Source organism: Methylobacterium sp. J-026 (genome assembly GCF_022829585.1).
Classification (GTDB): domain Bacteria; phylum Pseudomonadota; class Alphaproteobacteria; order Rhizobiales; family Beijerinckiaceae; genus Methylobacterium.
The window spans coordinates 55520-74717 of sequence record NZ_JAKSYC010000065.1; the positions used below are offsets into that span (position 1 = coordinate 55520).

General features: G+C 67.9%; 16 protein-coding genes, 1 tRNA gene and 1 pseudogene. 10 read left to right on the forward strand and 8 right to left on the reverse strand.

The window, feature by feature from the left end:
• Positions 1–57: 57 nt before the first annotated feature.
• Positions 58–1338, forward strand: a complete 1281-nt coding sequence (locus MKK69_RS05580) for an O-acetylhomoserine aminocarboxypropyltransferase (protein ID WP_243966719.1) — start codon at positions 58–60, stop codon at positions 1336–1338.
• 207 nt (positions 1339–1545) lie between these two features.
• Here the strand turns inward: MKK69_RS05580 and MKK69_RS05585 are convergent, their stop codons facing one another.
• On the reverse strand, positions 1546–3333 hold the full coding sequence (locus MKK69_RS05585; RefSeq protein ID WP_243966720.1) for an acyl-CoA dehydrogenase C-terminal domain-containing protein: 1788 nt from the start codon (positions 3331–3333) through the stop codon (positions 1546–1548).
• A 299-nt stretch (positions 3334–3632) separates the two neighbouring features.
• Between MKK69_RS05585 and MKK69_RS05590 the strand changes: the two genes are divergently transcribed.
• The gene (locus MKK69_RS05590) at positions 3633–6998 is read left to right on the forward strand and encodes a hypothetical protein (protein ID WP_243966721.1); all 3366 of its coding nucleotides are present in this window, start codon (positions 3633–3635) and stop codon (positions 6996–6998) included.
• Positions 6999–7148: 150 nt separating this feature from the next.
• Positions 7149–7586 (forward strand): DUF3429 domain-containing protein, encoded by a 438-nt coding sequence (locus MKK69_RS05595; RefSeq protein WP_243966722.1) that lies wholly within the window; start codon positions 7149–7151, stop codon positions 7584–7586.
• Positions 7587–7925: 339 nt separating this feature from the next.
• Here the strand turns inward: MKK69_RS05595 and MKK69_RS05600 are convergent, their stop codons facing one another.
• Entirely contained in the window at positions 7926–9140 is a 1215-nt protein-coding gene (locus tag MKK69_RS05600; protein WP_243966723.1) for an NADP-dependent isocitrate dehydrogenase, read from the reverse strand.
• 206 nt (positions 9141–9346) lie between these two features.
• Between MKK69_RS05600 and MKK69_RS05605 the strand changes: the two genes are divergently transcribed.
• Entirely contained in the window at positions 9347–10120 is a 774-nt protein-coding gene (locus tag MKK69_RS05605) for an RNA methyltransferase (RefSeq protein ID WP_243966724.1), read from the forward strand.
• On the opposite strand, the gene MKK69_RS05610 is transcribed toward MKK69_RS05605, so the two are convergent.
• Positions 10121–10306 (reverse strand): hypothetical protein, encoded by a 186-nt coding sequence (locus tag MKK69_RS05610; protein ID WP_243966725.1) that lies wholly within the window; start codon positions 10304–10306, stop codon positions 10121–10123.
• Between the two features lie 127 nt (positions 10307–10433).
• Between MKK69_RS05610 and ccmA the strand changes: the two genes are divergently transcribed.
• Entirely contained in the window at positions 10434–11078 is a 645-nt protein-coding gene (gene ccmA, locus MKK69_RS05615; protein ID WP_243966727.1) for a heme ABC exporter ATP-binding protein CcmA, read from the forward strand.
• Entirely contained in the window at positions 11069–11743 is a 675-nt protein-coding gene (ccmB, locus tag MKK69_RS05620; RefSeq protein ID WP_279598204.1) for a heme exporter protein CcmB, read from the forward strand. The genes ccmA and ccmB overlap by 10 nt, the downstream gene beginning before the upstream one ends.
• A gap of 245 nt (positions 11744–11988) precedes the next feature.
• Here ccmB and MKK69_RS05625 read toward each other — a convergent pair whose 3' ends face one another.
• The 5 genes and pseudogenes from MKK69_RS05625 to MKK69_RS05645 form a co-directional block, all read right to left on the reverse strand.
• Positions 11989–12627: a hypothetical protein gene (locus MKK69_RS05625; RefSeq protein ID WP_243966728.1), complete on the reverse strand. Its 639-nt coding sequence runs from the start codon at positions 12625–12627 to the stop codon at positions 11989–11991.
• Positions 12628–12850: 223 nt separating this feature from the next.
• Positions 12851–13959 (reverse strand): annotated as a pseudogene (locus tag MKK69_RS05630) (ISAs1 family transposase).
• A gap of 66 nt (positions 13960–14025) precedes the next feature.
• Complete coding sequence (locus tag MKK69_RS05635) at positions 14026–14835, reverse strand: hypothetical protein (RefSeq protein ID WP_243966729.1); 810 nt, start codon at positions 14833–14835, stop codon at positions 14026–14028.
• Positions 14836–15085: 250 nt separating this feature from the next.
• Positions 15086–15835, reverse strand: coding sequence for a hypothetical protein (locus MKK69_RS05640; RefSeq protein ID WP_243966730.1), 750 nt, complete (start codon positions 15833–15835; stop codon positions 15086–15088).
• 442 nt (positions 15836–16277) lie between these two features.
• Positions 16278–16354, reverse strand: a tRNA-Met gene (locus tag MKK69_RS05645).
• Between the two features lie 233 nt (positions 16355–16587).
• Between MKK69_RS05645 and MKK69_RS05650 the strand changes: the two genes are divergently transcribed.
• The 4 genes from MKK69_RS05650 to MKK69_RS05665 all read left to right on the forward strand — a co-directional run bounded on the left by MKK69_RS05650 (position 16588) and on the right by MKK69_RS05665 (position 19188).
• A complete protein-coding gene (locus tag MKK69_RS05650) occupies positions 16588–17028 on the forward strand; it encodes a CHRD domain-containing protein (RefSeq protein WP_243966731.1) in 441 nt (146 codons plus the stop codon).
• A gap of 72 nt (positions 17029–17100) precedes the next feature.
• Positions 17101–17439, forward strand: coding sequence for a hypothetical protein (locus MKK69_RS05655; RefSeq protein ID WP_243966732.1), 339 nt, complete (start codon positions 17101–17103; stop codon positions 17437–17439).
• Between the two features lie 107 nt (positions 17440–17546).
• Positions 17547–18452 (forward strand): aldo/keto reductase, encoded by a 906-nt coding sequence (locus tag MKK69_RS05660; protein WP_243966733.1) that lies wholly within the window; start codon positions 17547–17549, stop codon positions 18450–18452.
• On the forward strand, positions 18442–19188 hold the full coding sequence (locus MKK69_RS05665) for an NADPH-dependent F420 reductase (protein WP_243966734.1): 747 nt from the start codon (positions 18442–18444) through the stop codon (positions 19186–19188). Before MKK69_RS05660 ends, MKK69_RS05665 begins: the two co-directional genes overlap by 11 nt.
• The last annotated feature ends 10 nt before the right edge of the window (positions 19189–19198 follow it).

The following is a 19198-nucleotide window of genomic DNA, read 5'->3' on the forward strand; positions in this document are numbered from 1 at the left end:
CTTGCGCCAGATTCACGGGCGGGCGTACAGGCTCGCGTGCTCGGAGGAGACCCGACGATGACCGACCGCCTGCCCGGCTTCAACACCCTGGCGATCCACGCGGGCGCCGCCCCCGACGCGGCCACGGGTGCGCGGGCCACGCCGATCTACCAGACCACGAGCTTCGTGTTCGACGATGTCGACCACGCCGCCTCGCTGTTCGGGCTCCAGGCCTTCGGCAACATCTACACGCGGATCACGAACCCGACCAACGCGGTCTTGGAGGAGCGCATCGCCGCCCTCGAAGGCGGTACGGCGGCCCTGGCCGTCGCCTCCGGCCATGCCGCCGAGTTCCTGACCCTGCACGCGCTGATGCAGCCGGGTGACGAGTTCGTGGCCTCGAACAAGCTCTATGGCGGCTCGATCAACCAGTTCAGCCATTCCTACAAGAACTTCGGCTGGACGGTGGTCTGGGCCGACAACGACGATCCCGCCTCCTTCGAGGCGGCGATCACGCCGCGGACCAAGGCGATTTTTTGCGAATCCATCGCCAATCCGGGCGGGGTCATCACCGACCTCGCGGCGCTGTCGCAGGTGGCGAAAAAACACAACATCCCGCTCATCGTCGACAACACCATGGCGACGCCGTACCTGATCCGGCCGTTCGAGCACGGGGCCGACATCGTCGTGCACTCGGCCACCAAATTCCTCGGCGGCCACGGTAACTCGATCGGCGGCCTGATCGTCGACGGCGGCTCGTTCCAATGGGCGGGGGACGCGCGCTACCCGATGATGAGCCAGCCGCGGCCGGAATATTCCGGCATGGTGCTCGCCGAGACCTTCGGCAATTTTGGTTTCGCCATCGCCTGCCGGGTGCTGGGCCTGCGCGACCTGGGCCCGGCCCTGTCGCCGTTCAACGCCTTCCTGATCCTCACCGGCATCGAGACCCTGCCGCTGCGGATGCAGCGCCATTCCGACAACGCCCTGGTGGTCGCCCTGCACCTGTCGCAGCACCCTGCGGTGTCCTGGGTGAGCTATCCGGGCCTGGAGACCGACCGGTACCATGCGCTCGCGCAGCGCTACACGCCGAACGGGGCCGGCGCGGTCTTCACCTTCGGGTTGAAGGGCGGCTACGAGGCCGGGGTCAAGCTGGTCTCGAACCTGCAGCTATTCTCGCACCTCGCCAATATCGGCGATACCCGCTCGCTGATCATCCACCCGGCCTCGACCACGCACCGCCAGCTCACCGACGCGCAGAAGACCGCCGCCGGCGCCGGGCCGGAGGTGGTGCGGCTGTCGATCGGCCTGGAGGATCCGGCCGACCTGATCGACGATCTGGATACGGCGCTCCGAGCCTGAGCGCGGTGCGGTACCCACGCGGCACGGGATAGAGTTCTCGACCCTGCGCTGAGGGCTGACCCAACCAATACCCCTCATCCTGAGGCGCCAGAACGCAGCGCAGGCTTCGAAAAAGGGCTCCGGGGATCGCGCCGACCCCAGGGGCTCCTTCGAGGGTGCTTCGCACCCCCTCAGGATGACGGCGCGGGTGGGATAGCCGGCCAGCGCTCAGAACGCCTCCGCCTCCAGCGCCATGGTGCTCTCCGCCCCCGCCTTGATCCGCGCGAGCCGCAAGCCCGTCTCCGGCAGCATCCGCTCCATGAAGAACCGGCCGCCGGTCAGCTTGGACTCCCAGCGCGGGGCGGGTGCCTCCGCGTTCCGGGCCAGCGCGGCCTTGGCGATCCGCGCCCACATGTAGCCGAGCGCCACCAGACCGAAGAGATGCATGAAGTCGGTGGCGCCGGCGCCGGCATTGTCGGGCTTCGAGAAGGCGTTCTGCATCAGCCACATGACGGCGCCCTGGAGGTCGTTCACCCCGGCGAGGAGCGGCTTGACGAAGGCGGCCATCGCCGGATCCTCGCCGTGGTCCTTCAGGAAGGTCTGGACCTCGCTAAGGAACGTCATCATCGCCCGGCCGCCGTCCTTCGGGAGCTTGCGGCCGATCAGGTCCATGGCCTGGATGCCGTTGGCGCCCTCGTAGATCATGGCGATGCGGGCATCGCGCACGAACTGCGACATGCCCCATTCCTCGATGTAGCCGTGGCCGCCCAGCAGCTGCTGCGCCTCGACCGCGTTGGCGAAGCCGCGGTCGGTGAAGACCCCCTTCACCACCGGCGTCATCAGCCCGAGGTAATCGTCGGCCGCCTGACGCTCCTTGGCGTCCTCGGAGCGGTGCAGGATGTCGGCCTGGAGCGCGGTCCACAGCATCAGGGCGCGGGCCGCCTCGTTGAAGGCGCGGATCTGCAACAGCGTGCGCCGCACGTCCGGATGCACGATGATCGGGTCGGCGGCCTTCTCGGGCGCCTTCGCGCCGGTGAGCGCCCGGCCCTGGAGGCGGTCCTTCGCGTAGGCGGCGGCGTTCTGGTAGGCGACCTCGGACTGGCCGAGCCCCTGGACGCCCACCGCGAGGCGCGCCTCGTTCATCATCACGAACATGGCGTTGAGGCCGCGATTCTCCTGGCCGACCAGCCAGCCCGTCGCGCCGTCGTAGTTCATCACGCAGGTGGCGTTCCCGTGGATGCCCATCTTGTGCTCCAGGGAACCGCAGGAGACGCCGTTGCGGCTGCCGAGCGAGCCGTCCGGATTCACCAGGAACTTCGGCACCACGAACAGCGAGATGCCCTTTGTGCCGGCGGGCGCGCCCTCGATCCGGGCGATGACCAAGTGGACGATGTTCTCGGCGAGGTCGTGCTCGCCGGCCGAGATGAAGATCTTGGTGCCGGTCAGGCTGTAGGAGCCGTCGCCGTTGGGCACGGCCTTGGTCTTCAGGAGCCCGAGATCCGTGCCGCAATGCGGCTCGGTAAGGTTCATGGTGCCGGTCCAGGCGCCCTCGACCATCCTGGGCAGATAGAGCGCCTTCTGCGCCTCCGTGCCGTGGACCAGCAGCGCCGCCATCGCGCCCTGGGTCAGGCCCGGATACATCCCGAAGGCGAGATTTGCCCCCGAGGCGAATTCCTGAATGGCGGTGTTGAGGGTGTGCGGCAGGCCCTGGCCGCCATAGGCCTCGGGGACCGAGAGGCCCATCCAGCCGCCGCTGGCATAGGTGTCGTAGGCGCCCTTGAAGCCGGTGGGCGTGCGCACGGTGCCGTCCGCCTCCCGGCGGCAGCCCTCGAGGTCCCCCGTCCGGTTGAGCGGCGCCAGCACGGCCTCGGCGAGCTTCGCGCCCTCGCGCAGCACCGCCTCGACCACGTCGGGCGACGCGTCGGCGAAGCCCGCCAGGTTGTCCCGGGCATGGAAGCCCAACACGTCGGAGAGCAGGAACAGCGTGTCGTCGACCGGTGCGCGATACTGCGGCATCTCTGGCTTCCCCCGTCTGCGCGGACCTCTCGGTTCGATCCGCTGTGCGCGCAGCATGTAACGACGCGGCCGGGCCCGGGGCAACGGCGCCGCCTCCGCACGCGATGACACGCGGCGGAGCCTGCGACGCCCTGTCTGCCAAGACGATTACCAAGTCAGTAGGCCCTTAACCTCGTGTTTACCAAGAATGTTAATGGTCAGGCTCGAACGATCCGAGGCGGACTCCGCGGATACCCATTTGGGGACGCGGCCACCGTGCACAGGATTGAACGCCGAACGCTGCCGACCACAGGCCCCCGATGACCCGCACCGCGATGCCGCAGCTCGACAGTTTCGATCCCGAAGTGCTCGACGCCGCCCGCGACGTCGCCGCCCGGGCCGGGGTTCCGCTGGAGACGTGGATCGCCTCGGTCGTGCCGCAGCCGCAATCCGGCGCGCCGGGCAACCGGCGGCACCGCCGCCGCCTCCGGGCGGAGCAGCCCGACCGGCCGGTGACCCGCCCGGAGACCGCGATTCGGTCGGAGCCGCTCGCCGACCGGGCGGTGGCCCATCACGGCGCGGTCTCCCCCGAGGATCGCCCGTCCGCCCGCCCGGCGCCGGCGACCGAGACCTACCCCGTCGCCGAGACCTACGGTGACGGCATCGCCGCGCTGATGAACCGGCTCGACGGGCTCGACCGGGCCTTGGACGCGGACCGGCGCGAGTCGCAGGTGGCTGAGGCGCAGCGGCTCGCCGAGATCGAGGCCCGGATCGAGCGCGCCCTCAAGGGCGCCCCGGTCCAGCAGGTGACCGAGCGGCTCGGCGACATCGAGCGCCGGATGTCGCAGCTCGGCGAGCAGGTCGCCGCCACGCGTCAGCCCAGCCGCCGTGCGCGTCCGGCCGCCGCCGACATCCGCAGCGCGGTCCAGGACATCCGCCAGCGCCAGCGGGAGCTGTCGCAGGAGGTGGCGGGCGACGTCGCGACCCGTGCCGCCGCCGATGGCGGGGTCGTCGCGAGCATGCGCCTGGACCTCGCCCGGCGCCTCGTGGTCCGCACCGAGGACGGGGCCGCTTCGGCCGATGTTCTGTCCGAGCTGCAATACGAGATCGTGCGCCTGCGCGCGGCGATCGACCGGCTCGCCACGAGCCGCGACATCGGCGCCCTGGAGGAGGCCGTCGTCACGCTCGCGGGCGGCATCGAGCGGGCCCGGGCCGGGGCCGATCTGACCGCCGTCGCCCAGCCGATCGAGGAGATCCGAGCCCAGGTCGCGCACCTGTCCGATGAGGTCGCCGAGAACGCCCACGCCCGCGTCGAAGAGGATGTCCGGCGGCTGGGCGAGCGCCTGGACGGCCTCGCGGCGACCGCCCCCGCCGATGCCGATGGACGGATTCTGGCCGGGCTGTTCACGGACCTCGAGGAGATCCGTGACCGGACCGGTGCGCTCGCCGGCCCGGAGCGGATTCAGGACCTCGCGGAGAGCCTGGACTCGGTGAGCGCGCAGGTTGCGCAGCTGCGGCGGATCCGCGGCGATGCGGATCTGCGCCCGCAGCTGGAGGAGATCCGCAGCGCCGTGACGGTCGCCGCGCCGGCCGCCCTGGCCGAGCAGATTCAGATGCTGGCCGCAGAGGTCGATAACCTCTGCGCGCAGGAGGAGGGGGCCGCGCAGGCCGGCACCGCGGACATCGCCCATCCCGGCGAGCCGGCCTCGATCGACGCCATGCTGCACACCCTCGCCGAGGAGGTCGACCACGTCGGCACCCGCTCGGAGCACGAGGGCCTCGACGCCCTCGAACAGCAGGTGGTGACGCTGGCCGGCCGCCTGGACGCGCCGCGCGGCGTCGACCCGGCGCTGGTCGGTCTCGAACGCACCATGAGCGACCTGCTGCAGCAGGTCACCGCCCTCCGGGAAGCGGCTCCGAGCGAGGCCGCGGTGGAGCGCGCTGCCCGGAACGCCGTCGCCCAGACCCTCAGCGGGTCCGGTCTTGCCGCCGAGACGGGGGAGATCGGCCTCCTACGTGCGAGCCTCGCCGACATGCAGGCGCGGCAGGCAGTGTCGGATCAGCGCCTCGGCGCCACACTGGAGGGCGTCCAGACCGCCCTCGAACGCCTCCTCGTCCGGCTCGGCCCCGTGGAGGCCGTCGACCCGCGGGCGCCCTCGCTGAGCGAGCGCCTGATGTCCTCGACGAGCCCGGAGGTGTCGCTCGCCGCCGCGGATACGAGCCCGGCCGCCCGGCGGGAGGGTGCCGAGACCCCGCGGATCGCCGACGATCTGCTCGAACCCGGCAGCGGGCGTCCGACGCGGGCGGGCCGTGGCCTCCCCGGCCGCCGGTCCGGCAAGGAGCGCCCGGCCGATCCGGTCCGCGCCCGCCCGACCGTCGAGCCCGGCGCCGAGAGCGACATCAAGACGAGCTTCATCGCGGCGGCCCGCCGGGCCGCGCAGGCCGCGCAGGCCGAGCTGGCTGCCGAGGCGCCGACCGAGCGCCGCGACACGCGCGCCGCGAAGGTGGCGCCGCAGCTTTCGGGCGAGCCGGGCCGCCTCGAGCGGTTGCGGAGCGAAGTCGATCGCCGCCGCCGGCCGTTGCTGCTCGGACTCGCGGCGATCGTGCTGGCGCTGGGCGCGCTCCAGGCGATCAACCTGCGCAATCCGGAGGAGCCGAAGCCGGTCGTGGCCGCGAACCCGGCGCCGACCGTCCGCCCGGACTCGGCCGGCGACCCGGCGCGCGGGGCCATCAAGCCCGAGACCGGCGAGACCGCCAAGGAGACCACGAAGGACATCCAGAAGGAGCTCTCTAAGGAGAGTGCCAAGGAGTCCCGGGCGGAGACCTGGAAGGACGCGCCGGGCGCGAAGCCGCCCCTGGCCGATCCGACGACCACCCAGGCCCTGCCGAACCCGGTTCCGGCCGACGCCCGTACGCCCACCGCCAAGGCCCCGGTGCCACAGGTCTCGGGGATGAACACCCTGCAGGCCGATCTCGGCAACCTGCCGCCGGCGCTCGCCAAGGTGAAAGCCGCCGCCCTCGACGGCGATGGTACGGCGATCTGGGACATCGCCACCCGGGAGAGCGATGGACGCGGCATGCCCCGCGACCCCGCCGTGGCGGCCAAGCTGTTCGAGAAGCTTGCTTCGGCGGGCTACGCCCCGGCCCAGTACAAGATCGCGGGCCAGTACGAGAAGGGGACCGGCGTGGTCCGCGACCTCGACAAGGCCAAGGCCTGGTACGGCCGCGCCGCCGAGCAGGGCCACGCCCGGTCGATGCACAATCTGGCCGTGCTCTACGCCGAGAACCCGGCCGCCAACGGGAAGCCGGACTTCGCCTCCGCGGCCTCCTGGTTCCGCCAGGGCGCCGAGTTCGGTGTCCGCGACAGCCAATACAACCTCGGCGTGCTGTACGCCCGGGGAATGGGCCTCGCGCAGGACCTGGTGCAATCCTACGCTTGGTTCGCGGCCGCCGCGGCGCAAGGTGACGACGATGCCGCCAAGAAGCGCGACGACGTGGCGAACAAGCTCAGCACCGCCGATCTGGCCAGCGCGAAGACCCTGGCGGCCGGGTTCAAGCCGCGAAAGATTGACGCGGCGGTGAACGAGCCCCCCAGCCAGAAGGCCGCCGCCACGGCGCCGATGTCGCTCCTCGGCGCTCCCGCGCCCAGTCCGGTCGCCTTCACCGCCCCGCCGCGGCGGTCATAGGGAACGCGTCCGGGGAGGCGCGACGCCGCGGCGTCCCGGGCAATCCGAGCTTGACCGCGGTACGGCGATGCGGGAACCCTCCGGCCGGCTCGCGACTGAGTGGGATCGGATCGCACGGGTCTCCGACCCTTGCCGCTGCTCGGAGGAAGGATGGCGCGCCGGAACACCGTCCCGATCGGGGCCCTCGTGCTCGGCGTGGCCGGCCTGATCCCGTTCCTGGGTTTTGCGGCGCTGGCGGTCTCGGGCAGCGACGGCGGCTTGAGCAGCCTCGGGCTGGCGCCGCGCACGATCCTCTCGGCCTACGGGGCGGTCATCGCCTCGTTCCTCGGCGGGATCCGCTGGGGTGCCGCGGCAGCGCGCAATGCCGGCAACGCCGATTACCTCATCGCCATCATCCCCTCCCTGGTAGCCTGGGCCGCGCTGGCGGCGCCGGCACCCTGGGACCTGCGCATCCTCGGCGTCCTGGTCCTCGCCTGGGGCCTGATCGACCAGGATCTGCCCCGACGTGGCCTCTCCCCGCTCTGGCTCGGCCGGCTGCGACTGGTCCTGTCCGGCGTGGCCGGGGCGGCCCTGCTGGTCGCCGCCTGAGACGGCTCGACGGGACGATCACGCGCCAAGACCGTGATCGATACACGGCCCGCTCCAGGGCCAGCGCCCATCCCATCCGGGCCCAGATCCTGAGGCGCCGGCTGCAGCTTGCCTTCAGGCGGGCGCCCGGGATCGCGCAGCCGGGTTGAGGGCTCCTTCGAGGCCTGCGCTGCGCTCCGTCGCGTCAGGATGAGGGGGATGGGTGGGATCCTCGTGATTTTCTCACGGTGCTCGGTCGTGCCCGGCGGCGGGGGGGGGGGCAGCGCCGGCGGTCCTGGATGGCAAAACGGCGGACGTCCCGGGGACGCCCGCCATCCGTCGTGTCGCTGCAGAGCCGCGTCAGGCACCCATCGCGGATTTCAGGTTCTGGTCGACCTTGTCGAGGAAGCCGGTGGTCGAGAGCCACTTCTGCTCCGGCCCGACCAGCAGCGCGAGGTCCTTGGTCATGTGCCCGGCCTCGACGGTGTCGACGCAGACCTTCTCGAGGGTGGCCGAAAACTTCGCCAGATCGTCGTTGCCGTCGAGCTTGGCCCGGTGCGAGAGGCCGCGGGTCCAGGCGAAGATCGAGGCGATCGAGTTGGTCGAGGTCTCGCGGCCCTTCTGGTGCTCGCGGTAGTGGCGCGTCACGGTGCCGTGGGCGGCCTCGGCCTCGACGGTCTGGCCGTCCGGGGTCATCAGCACGGAGGTCATCAGACCGAGCGAGCCGAAGCCCTGCGCGGCGGTGTCCGACTGGACGTCGCCGTCGTAGTTCTTGCAGGCCCAGACATAGCCGCCCGACCACTTGAGGCACGAGGCGACCATGTCGTCGATCAGGCGGTGCTCGTAGGTGATCCCGAGTGGCTTGAACTTGGCCTCGAACTCCTCCTCGTAGACCTTCTGGAACAGGTCCTTGAACCGGCCGTCATAGGCCTTGAGGATGGTGTTCTTGGTCGAGAGGTAAACCGGGTACTTGCGCGCTAGGCCGTAGTTCAGCGACGCACGGGCGAAGTCGATGATCGACTGGTCGAGGTTGTACATCGACATCGCGACGCCGGCGTCCGGGAACTTGAACACCTCCTTCTCGATGACGGTGCCGTCGTCGCCCTCGAACTTGATGGTCAGGCGCCCCTTGCCGGGGACCTTGAAGTCGGTGGCGCGGTACTGGTCGCCGTAGGCATGGCGGCCGATCACGAAGGGCTGGGTCCAGCCGGGCACCAGGCGCGGCACGTTCTTGCAGATGATCGGCTCGCGGAAGATCACGCCGCCGAGGATGTTGCGGATCGTGCCGTTGGGCGAGCGCCACATCTCCTTGAGGCCGAATTCCTTCACCCGCTGCTCGTCGGGGGTGATGGTGGCGCATTTCACGCCGACGCCGTGGCGCTTGATCGCCTCGGCGGCATCGACCGTGACCTTGTCGCCGGTGGCGTCCCGGTGCTCGACGCCGAGGTCGTAATATTCCAGATCGACGTCGAGATAGGGATGGATGAGCTTGTTTTTGATCTCGGTCCAGATGATCCGAGTCATCTCGTCGCCGTCGAGCTCGACGACGGGGTTCGCTACCTTGATCTTCGCCATGGACCGATGCCTTCCGCGTTGTTCCGGCGCACGGCATGCAAGCGCCGTGCGGTCGCCTGCCCAAGGGGTCTCGGCCGAGTCCTGGGGCGGTTTTCGCCCCGCGACATAGCGCGGCCCTTCCGGCGACGGAAGGCGCGCACTGTCATCCCGGCGGCTTCGTCACCCGACCCTCGACGGACCGGGGCCGGCCATGCCAGAGGGCCGGCATGACGAGCCGCGACGCGCCGGGCGAAACCCCGAGGACGGTCACCGAGATCCCCCCCGGCATTGCTCCGGCGGTGATCCTGGTCGAGCCGCAACTGGCCGAGAATATCGGCATGACGGCTCGGGCCATGGCGAACTTCGGCCTGTCGGAGTTGCGTCTCGTCAATCCGAAGAACGGTTGGCCCAAGAAGGGCGTGCGCGAGGCGGCGTCCGGCGCCACGCATGTCCTCGACGGGGCGACCCTCTACGGCAGCCTCGCCGAGGCGATTGCCGATTGCCGCTACGTGCTGGCCACCACGGCGCGCGAGCGCGGGCAAATGAAGCGGGTTTTCGCCCCTGAGGAGGCCATGGCCGAAGTGGTGGCGCGCCCGGGCCAGCGCACGGCGGTGATGTTTGGGCGCGAGCGGGTCGGGCTGACCAACGACGAAGTCTCCCTCACCGACGCCATCGTCACCTTCCCGGTCTCGCCGGACTTCCCCTCGCTCAACCTCGCCCAGGCGGTGCTGCTGGTCGGCTACGCGTGGCGTCAGGCCAGCGGCCGGGCGATCCTGCCGTTCACCGGCGAATTGCTGTCCCCGCCGGCGACCCGGGAGGCGCTGGTCGCCCTGTTCGGGAGCCTGGAGACGGCCCTCGATGCGGCCGGGTTCTATCCGCCGGAGAAGCGGGAAATCATCGCACGCAACATGCGCGACATGCTCCACCGCATGAGCCTGACCGAGCAGGACGTGCGGACCTTCCGGGGGGCGCTGCGGGCGCTGACGCGCCGGGGCGCCTGATCAGTCGGGCTGGACCGGCACCTCCGGCGGCTTGCCGCCGCCGAAGCAGCGCCCGACCGCCTCCCAGAACGCCGCCTGCTCGTCCGGCGTGCAGGCGGCGATCCGCGCCTCGACCTTGGCGCGGCCGGCCACCGCGTCCGGGGTCTCGGCGATCTCCGCCTCGCTTGGATATCTTGCCTCGGCCATGGGCAATCCTCCTCCACAGAACGAAAGCGTGACCGGACGGCGCGGTTCCGTTCCGGGCGGCAATCGGGCATGGAGGCGGCGCCGTGTGGGTCGCCGCCCGGCGGCGGGGGAGAGGTCGGAGGATCGGGTGCGGCTCAGCGTCGACAATCTGGCCTGCCGCCGCTCCGGGCGCCGCATCTTCTCGAATCTCGCCTTCGCCCTCGGGCCCGGCGACGCGCTTGCGGTCACCGGCCGGAACGGCGCCGGCAAATCGAGCCTGCTCGCGATCCTCACCGGCCGGCTGCGACCCGAGGCCGGTCGCATCACCGTGACCGATGTCGGCGAGGCGAGCCTGCCCGAATGCCTCCACGCGGTCGGGCACCGCGACGGGCTCAAGTCCTCCATGACGGCAGGGGAGAACCTGCTGTTCGCCCGGGATCTCCTCGGCGCGCCGCGCCTGACACCCCACGACGCCCTGGAGCGGCTGGGCCTCGGCCACGCCCACGACCTGCCGGTGGCCTACCTCTCGGCCGGGCAGCGGCGGCGGGTCGCCCTGGCCCGGCTGCTGGTCTGCGCGCGCCCGCTCTGGCTGCTCGACGAGCCGACCGCGGCGCTGGACGCGGGCTCGCAGGCGATCCTGGCCGCGCTGATGGATGGGCACCGGGCCGGGGGCGGCCTGGTGATCGCCGCCACCCACCAGACGCTCGATCTGCCCGGGGCGGCGGAACTGCGCATCGAGCGCTGTGCGGCGGGGGCGGCGCCCGAGGTCCCGGAGCCGGAGGAATGGGCGTGATCCGCGCCATGCTCGCCCTCATCGGCCGGGACCTGCGGCTCGCGGGACGCGTCGGCGGGTCCGGCGCCCTGTCGCTGGTCTTCTTCCTGATGATCGTCGCCCTGGTGCCCTTCGCCCTCGGGCCCGACCTCAACCTGCTGTCGCGGATCGGCCCGGCGATCCTCTGGCTCGCCGCGGTGCTTTCGACCCTGATCGGCCTCGACCGGCTGTTCCAGGCCGACGAGGAGGACGGCTCCCTCGACCTGATGACGGCCGCGCCGGTACCGCTCGAATGCGTGGTCCTCGCCAAGGTCGCGGCCCATTGGCTGACCACCGGGCTGCCGCTGGCGCTCGCCGCCCCGCTCTTCGGCCTGCTCGTCGCCCTCGACGGCACCGCCATGGGCGCCACCGCGCTGACGCTGCTCGCCGGCACTCCGGCGCTCAGCTTTATCGGCGCGGTGGGCGCGGCGCTCACGGCTTCGATCCGGCGGGGCGGGCTGATTCTTGCGGTCCTGGTCCTGCCGCTGATGATCCCGAGCCTGATCTTCGGCGTCTCAGCCGCCCAGGCGGCGACGGGGGGTACGGTGCCGTTTCTCGTGCCGCTGGCCGTTCTGGCGGCATTGACCCTCATCGCGGCCGTCGTCGGGACGCTGGCGGCGGCGGCGGCTTTGCGCTGGCCGGAGTGATGCTTGACAATCGCGCGCTATGTCTTGCCGATGGTATGCCGAAGACCGCGATAGCGCATTGCCCGATCTAGTCCATCCGATTATCGGCCAGTATTTTTAGCAGTCAATCGTAATCTCCGTGGATGTCTTCCGTACCCCGGGAGGTCGATACCTCGACGTGGTTGTTGTCAAAGCAGGCGATCTCGAGCCTGATCGTATCTGGCCGATCCCACGCGAGTATGATCGCTGATTTTGCCGACCATAACTTAAACACTGTGCTCCAGGGGAAACGACGTTGAACGCCAATAGGGTTCAAGCTTTGTACCGATAATGTTCGAGGCCTCCCAGCCATGCAGCAACCGCGCCAGCGCTGCGCGGTCGCCAGCCATCAGCGGTTCGGTCAACAGGCACCACTGGTCGTAGACGTAATCGCATAAAACATCTGAAACGGTCGTGTGCGGCACATACTTGTGCATCACAGATTGCCACTCGGCCTGCGCGGCCGGAATTTCGCCGAGTGCGACATGCATCAGCGTCTTCCAAGGCGGATACTCGGCAAAGGAGTTGTTCTGGTGTGAACGAAGGTGGACGATCGTCTTTTCCAAGGTATCGAGAGTGGAGAACATTGGCAGGATCCTGGCTTCGACTTGGTCGATAAAGTCGCCCGACATGGTGGGATCATTCCATTCGAACAGCCCGGTTTGGCCCTTGGGCTTGTATTGAAGTGATCGGCCAATTAGCGCACACGCTCCGCTCCGACTGATGAACGCATAGTGTCCCGGCTCGAAGCGAGTATCAACCCACCAGTCGACTGTAAAATACCCTCTCTTTGGTCTGTTGTGAATGCGAATATAACGGCTCCAATGAGTTACTGGGAGATAGACCATAATATTTCCGGTGGCCATGATGAGGTTATTGTGCCGTTGGAGCAGAGGTTTGGCCAGCCTCTTGATTTGGGGAGCCGAGCTCATGTTTGCGGTTTCACTTGAATGATGATGATTCGCTTTAGGTAAGGGTAATTCTTAATGGCGGTAGCCGCGAGCTGCATTGCCCGCGCCAATGAGATCTCCGCATTTCCGGTTTTGTGATCGTCGACGCAGCGCGACCAGGGCAATCGCTTGAAGGGGATCAGGCGGTCTGAGCGACGATGGCCCTGAGGTAGTCGTGGTTCCAGACAGCAGCTTTCCTGCGGATGTGGAGGCTGTCGGTTCCGGGCGCGGTGCGGATGAGGTTCATAGCCACGTGCTTGCTGATGGCCATGGTGTGAGGACCGTCGGCGATGCGCAAGTGCATGAAATAGTCAGGGGAAATGACATCAAGCACTCAGTGGAGATGGTCTTCGATACTCCAATGCGCCCGCACGGCGCGGGCGAACAGCTTGGCGTTCAGCGGGAGCGAGGACAGGAAGTGGCGCCGCTCGACCGAAGTCTTGTCGCCGCGTCCGACCGTCGCCTCGACCACGGCGATGGCCTTGAGGCCGGGATCGCGGCGATCGGAGGTGAGTCCAGCGACGTCGTGGCAGACGACGTGTCGGCGGAGTTCGCTGCGCCCGTGGTCAAGATCGATGGTCTGGTGGGTCTCGAGGCGGGCTTGTCCGGGATCGTCGAAGATCAGGCGCACGTCCTCGGCGAGCACGGGCCAGTTGTCCGCGTGCGAAAGGAGATTGTTGGCGCCCTTATCAAGAATGGTTTGGGCGTTGGTGGTCTGCGTGCCCATGGCGTCGATCGTCACCAAGGCGCCGGTCAACTGTGCCCGCTCAAACAGCAGCCGGATCGCCGTGATCTCGCTGGCTTTCTCACCCACGGCCCCCTGGCCCAGCACCAGTCACTGGCGCGTGACCCCGGCAGAGACGACAAGGAGCGGTTGGCCGCCCTTGGCCCGGACGCGACGCGACCTCTTGCCATCGATCGCGACGATGCCGGGCTCGGTTTCGCGAAAGGCTTCGACCCTGGCCGCGTAGCACGCCAAGAGCAGGCCTGGATCCAGGGCATTCAGAACATGTTTGAGGGTGTGGTGTGACGAATGTCATGCCGGAACGGCAGCATCGTGCACAGGAACGCCGGCTTCTCCCAGCCCCAGCGTCGGATCCCGACGAAGTGCTCGGCCGAGGCCAAGGTCGCTCACAAGGCCATGCATAACACCAGCAAGACGATCCCCGGCAGTAGGTAGATTACCTTCCTACCCTGGCGCGGGTCATCCGTCGCCGAAGAATGCTCCACCCGTGCCGTGCCTGGCAGCGCATGCGTCACCTCATCGAGGCACCCTAAGAATCCCGCAATACGCAACACCGGAATCCATTCCTTTCAAGCAATCGCCCTACCTTTCCGGTCCCCATCGCCTTCGGTAGGGTCGACAGGGGTGGCGGCGATTGGAGGAGCAACTTTCTGAAACGGAAACGCCGTCGGCTGCCAGTGACGGCCGAGCTTGAAACGGTCTGCTTCGGTCCGCTCATTCTCCCAAAGCAGTTTTGCCAACGCCATGTGATCGCCCCCCTTCAGTACCTCCCCCACGGCGAGACAGCTGCGAAAATAATCTGACATTGGTTTACCATCGATCGCTGCTTGATTTTCGTGTCGTTCCTTAAAGCTCGGGGTAATTAAATCCCAATGCGTTCTTGCGGTTGCCAACTCGCCAAGCGCTGCATGCGTGAAACACATCCAAATATGATCCTTGCGAAAGCTGTAACCTCTTATTTCCTGAGATAAGATAAAAGTTACAATTTTCTCGATCGAGTCTAAGGATCGGAGAAAGGGTAGAACTTCGGTTTCAATTTGCTCCACGAAATCGTCACGAATCATCGGGTCGTCCCAATCCCAGACGCCGTCTTGCCCAGCTGGTTTGAACCGACGGGATCGACCAATCAAACCGATCGATCGACCATAGCCTCCAAAACCGAATTTATCCCCACGAATATACAACTCTGTTAGTCTCCATTCGAGCAGGAAGTATCCACGGTTTGGTCTATTATCGATCCGGATCTGCCTGGCGATGTGACCAACACTTTGAAGACAAAGAAATTTTCCGCCTGTCAGAATAACATCCTGATTTCGATCCAGTAGCGGGGCAGATAATTCTCGAATTTGCTGCGCCGCTGCAAGTCTCAATGTCGCCATTTCCTGGGCCTCACTTGTATCATGATAAATCGCACGACGTCGGGGAATTCGCCTTTGCCGCTATGACCGAATCGACGGCTTGACGACGGGTCAAACCCTTCCGTCCAATTTTTGGATCGTAAATACATGCGGTGTCGATACGAGGCCTTGCGAATATATCGGACCTCTTACTACCAGATAGTATGAATGTTCCATCTTCATTGCGCTTGGCGAGAATGAGTTCGGCGACAAAGTTTGGATCTTTCTTCTCCTAAATCGTATGCGCAATCTCAACATGAATCTTTGTACCCAGCTGCGTCGCATTTGCGTACCCGCCTTGCGCTGTCACACGCGCAGTGACTTCGTCGACGATCGCCTGCACTTCCCCATTTCTTGGACAAGCTTCGTCCAATTGTGCTTGGCTGAGTTGGCCAATCCAGATCGGCATATCCTTTTCCGGATCGTCCCCGCTTTTATATTCTTGCGCTGTGAGCCCGAGAACGGTGCCGTACGCGTCCTCCCGGGCAGAGAGATACGTCAGGAGCTGCAACCCAAGCTCGAAGGTTGCGATGATGGGGGCTGCGATCAGCGGTAGAGCAGGGACAAGGGCAGGTTGAACAATCGGCTCAGCGACGAGGCCTGTCGGCGTGAACGTGGTCCGCGACAGGACTTCCCCCGTATGGCCATCTCGAATCGTCTGGGTTTCGCCAGATGTCTCGAAGATCCGGCTCTCACCGTCCGGAGCAATAACCGTATGCTGTTCGTCGAAGGGTTGGCGCCCCGCATGTATTCGGATCGAGAGGACGCGCGTCCCATCCTCGAGCGTCGTGCCGTCCGCGAGCGCGGGCGGATCCTGAGGGGAAGGCCCGCCGGGTCTATCCTCTTGGAGAGAGGCCCACCGGCCTCCGCTGGGGCCCTGCACCCATTCGCCACCCTTTGGCTGTCCCGCCGGCGCGCGCGGCTGCGTCTCCCAACCTTTGGCTTGAAGCTGCCGCCGCAGGCGGATCAGCTTGGTCTCCAATGCGAGACCGGCGAGGATGTCGCGCAGGCGTGGCGGCGGCGAAATGCGGCCTCTTCCTCGTCCCGAAGCCCTTGAAGGACGAGGGCCGCGGACGTCCGCCGCGCCAGGCTCACCCGTGGGATCTTCGGCCGTCGTTGGGCACGGCGTTCCGGGGAGCGAGGTCAGCGATGGGTAGGCGTGGCGGGTATGGCGGTCTGCGGTTTGTGAGGGACACCGTCCGTTCCAGTGTCACCGCGGGACTTCGACCCGCGGCAAGGCATGGTCGGGCCCATCGCACGGGCCAAACACGAGGGGCCTGTGGACAACCCCCTGCGTGGCCGTGGGCCGCATCCGTGAAGCCAACCTGGCCTGGGACCCGGAGCCCGACGCCCCGTATCCGCTCCGATAACGAAAAAGCCCCGGCGTCCTGGCCAGGGCTTCGCAGCAAAGCTTTTATTGAAGTTGGTAGCGAGGGAGGGATTTGAACCCCCGACACAAGGATTATGATTCCTCTGCTCTAACCAGCTGAGCTACCCCGCCCCAAGCCGCCTGCGCCCCGGAGGGCGACGCGTGCGACGGCGGCGGTATAGGGAGGCCGGGCGCATAGTGTCAACGGTCATGCGCGCCGTTTCGCGATGGTCTCGGGCGCGACGGACGCGCGAGGTTGTCATGCGGGGCGGGAGGCCAGCGGCACGGCACGCATGTTCGACCGTGCCCGCGCCCCTATGTCGGCCGAACGGTCCCTGTCGGGGCCGGCTAGACCGGAGCGTTCAATGACCCGTCGCGCCATCTCCCCGCTCGCCGCCCTGCTCGCTTTCGCCATCCCGCTCGTCGCCGCGCCGGCCTTCGCGGCGGCCGGGGCGGCCTACCGCGCGGCCCTCAGCGGGGGCAGCGAAGTGCCGGCGACCCCGTCGACGGGCACCGGGGCGGTTTCGGCGACCTACGACCCGGCGACCAAGCGCCTGAGCTGGACCGGGACGTATAGCGGCCTCACCGGTCCGGTGACCGCAGCCCACTTCCACGGACCGGCCAAGGCCGGCGAGAATGCCGGCGTGCTCGTACCGGTGACGGCCACCACCAGCCCGTTCTCCGGCGAGGCGACCCTGGACGACGCCAAGGCCGCGGATCTCGAAGCCGGCAAGCTCTATTTCAACCTCCACACCGCGGCCAACCCGAAGGGCGAGATTCGCGGTCAGGTGGAGCCGGCGCACTGATCGACGCAACGGACGCCTCGACGCGCCGGCGCGCGGCCGTTAGGCGGGTCTCCCCACCCGCCGGAGCTTTCGATGAAGCTTATCGAGGCCATCATCGCCTGGACGCCCATCCGCTGGGCGGAGCTGAAGCCCGAGACCGCCGGGCAGGTCGTCGTCCTGGCCGCGCCCGACGCTGCCGGTGAGGCGCGACGCTACATGATGCGCGCCGGCGCCAGCTCGTCGGCGCTCGCTGCCCTGTCGGACGAGGCGCGCATCGCCCGCTTGTTCATCGATTTCCAGACCCTCGTGGTGCGCGACGGCATCGATCCGCAGGTGGCGCACCGGGCCTTCCTGGCCATCGACGAGTACCGGTTCCGCATCGCCCCAGACACGGAAGGTGCCGCGTTCGAGGATCCGCCCGAGGAGGATTAGCGCGACCTCTCGTCCGGACGCGCTCGCGCAAGCGTGAGAATAACGAATACACTTGGGCCGGCGGCGCCCTATGTGAGTCGGTGTCCTGACCCCGTCGGAGGCCGGCCATGCCCGTATCCCGTCGCGCCGTCGTCGCCGCGGCCGCGCTCGCCCCGCTGGCGAGCCGCTTCGCCCAGGCCGCCGAACCGCTGATCCGCCGGCCGATCCCGTCCAGCGGAGAGATGCTGCCGGCGATCGGGATCGGCACCTCCCGCCGCTATGAGGTCGAGCCGACACCCGACAACGTCGCGCCCCTCAGGGAGGCGGTGCGGAGCTTCGTGACCCTCGGCGGCACGGTGATCGACACCGCTCCGAGCTACGGCACGGCAGAGGACGTGCTCGGCGCCATCCTGTCGGAGCCGGGCCTGCGCCAGAAGATCTTCCTGGCCAGCAAGGTCGACACGACCGGGCACGAGGCGACCCGCGCGGAGTTCGAACGGTCGTTGACGCGGATGAAGGTCGAGACGCTCGATCTCGTCGCCGTCCACAACCTGATCGACGTGGCCGACAACCTCGCATTGCTGCGCGACCTCAAGAGCCAGAAGCGGATCCGCTACGTCGGTGTCACCGTCTGGCGTGACAACCAGCTCGAGGCGCTGGAGGCCGTGATGAAGCGGGAGACCCTCGACTTCATCCAGGTGAATTACGCCATCGACAACCGGGCCGCCGCCGAGCGCGTGATCCCGCTCGCCGCCGAGAGGGGCATGGCGGTGATGACCAACGTGCCCTTCGGCCGCGACCGCCTGTTCAAGGCGGTGCAGGGCAAGGATCTGCCGCCGGTGGCGAAGGACCTCGGCTGTGCGAGCTGGCCGCAATTCTTCCTCAAATACGTCCTCGGCAACCCGGCCGTGACCTGCCCGATCCCGGGCATGGCGAAGGCCAGCTACGTCGCGGACAATCTCGGCGCCGCCCGGGGGGCACTCCCGGGTCCGGCACAACGCAAGCAGATGGAGAGCTTCATCGATGCGGTCTGATCGAGTCACGCGCCGCGCGGCGCTCGCCCTGGCGGCTGGCCTGTCGCTGGCGGTTTCCGCCATCCCGGTCCAGGCGCAGGACGGGGCGAAGAAGATCCGGATCGGCGTGATCGGCGCTGGCAATATCGGCGGCACCATCGGGACCCTGTGGGTCAAGGACGGGCACGAGGTGATGTTCGCCTCGCGTCACCCGGAGACTCTCGCGTCCATGGTCTCGGAACTCGGCCCCAAGGCGAAGGCCGGCACCCCCGAGGAGGCGATCAAGTTCGGGGACGCGGTGTTCATCGCGGTCCCCTACAAGGCCTATCCGGATCTCGCCAAGGAGATCGGGCCGGCCCTGTCCGGCAAGATCGTGCTCGACGCCGGCAACGCCACCCAGCGGCGCGACGGGGCGCTCTACGACGAGGTCCAGGCGAACGGCATCGGTACCACCTCCGCCAAGTACTTCCCGGGCGCGAAGCTGGTCCGGGCGTTCAATGCGGCGAACTATAAGGTCTTCGCCAAGGAAAGCGCCGACGGCGGCAAGGCCCGCGCCGGCGGCCGGATGGCGATCCCGATCGCCGGGGACGACCCGGAGGCGCTGAAGGTCGCCGAGGGTCTGGTCCGCGATGCCGGCTTCGACCCGGTGGTGGTCGGTCCGCTCAAGGAGGCCGACCGGTTCGCCATGGGCTCCCCCGGCTTCGGTCATGAACTCACCGCCCCGGAGCTGCGCGAGAAGCTCGGCGTCGCCAAGTGAACCGCCGGGG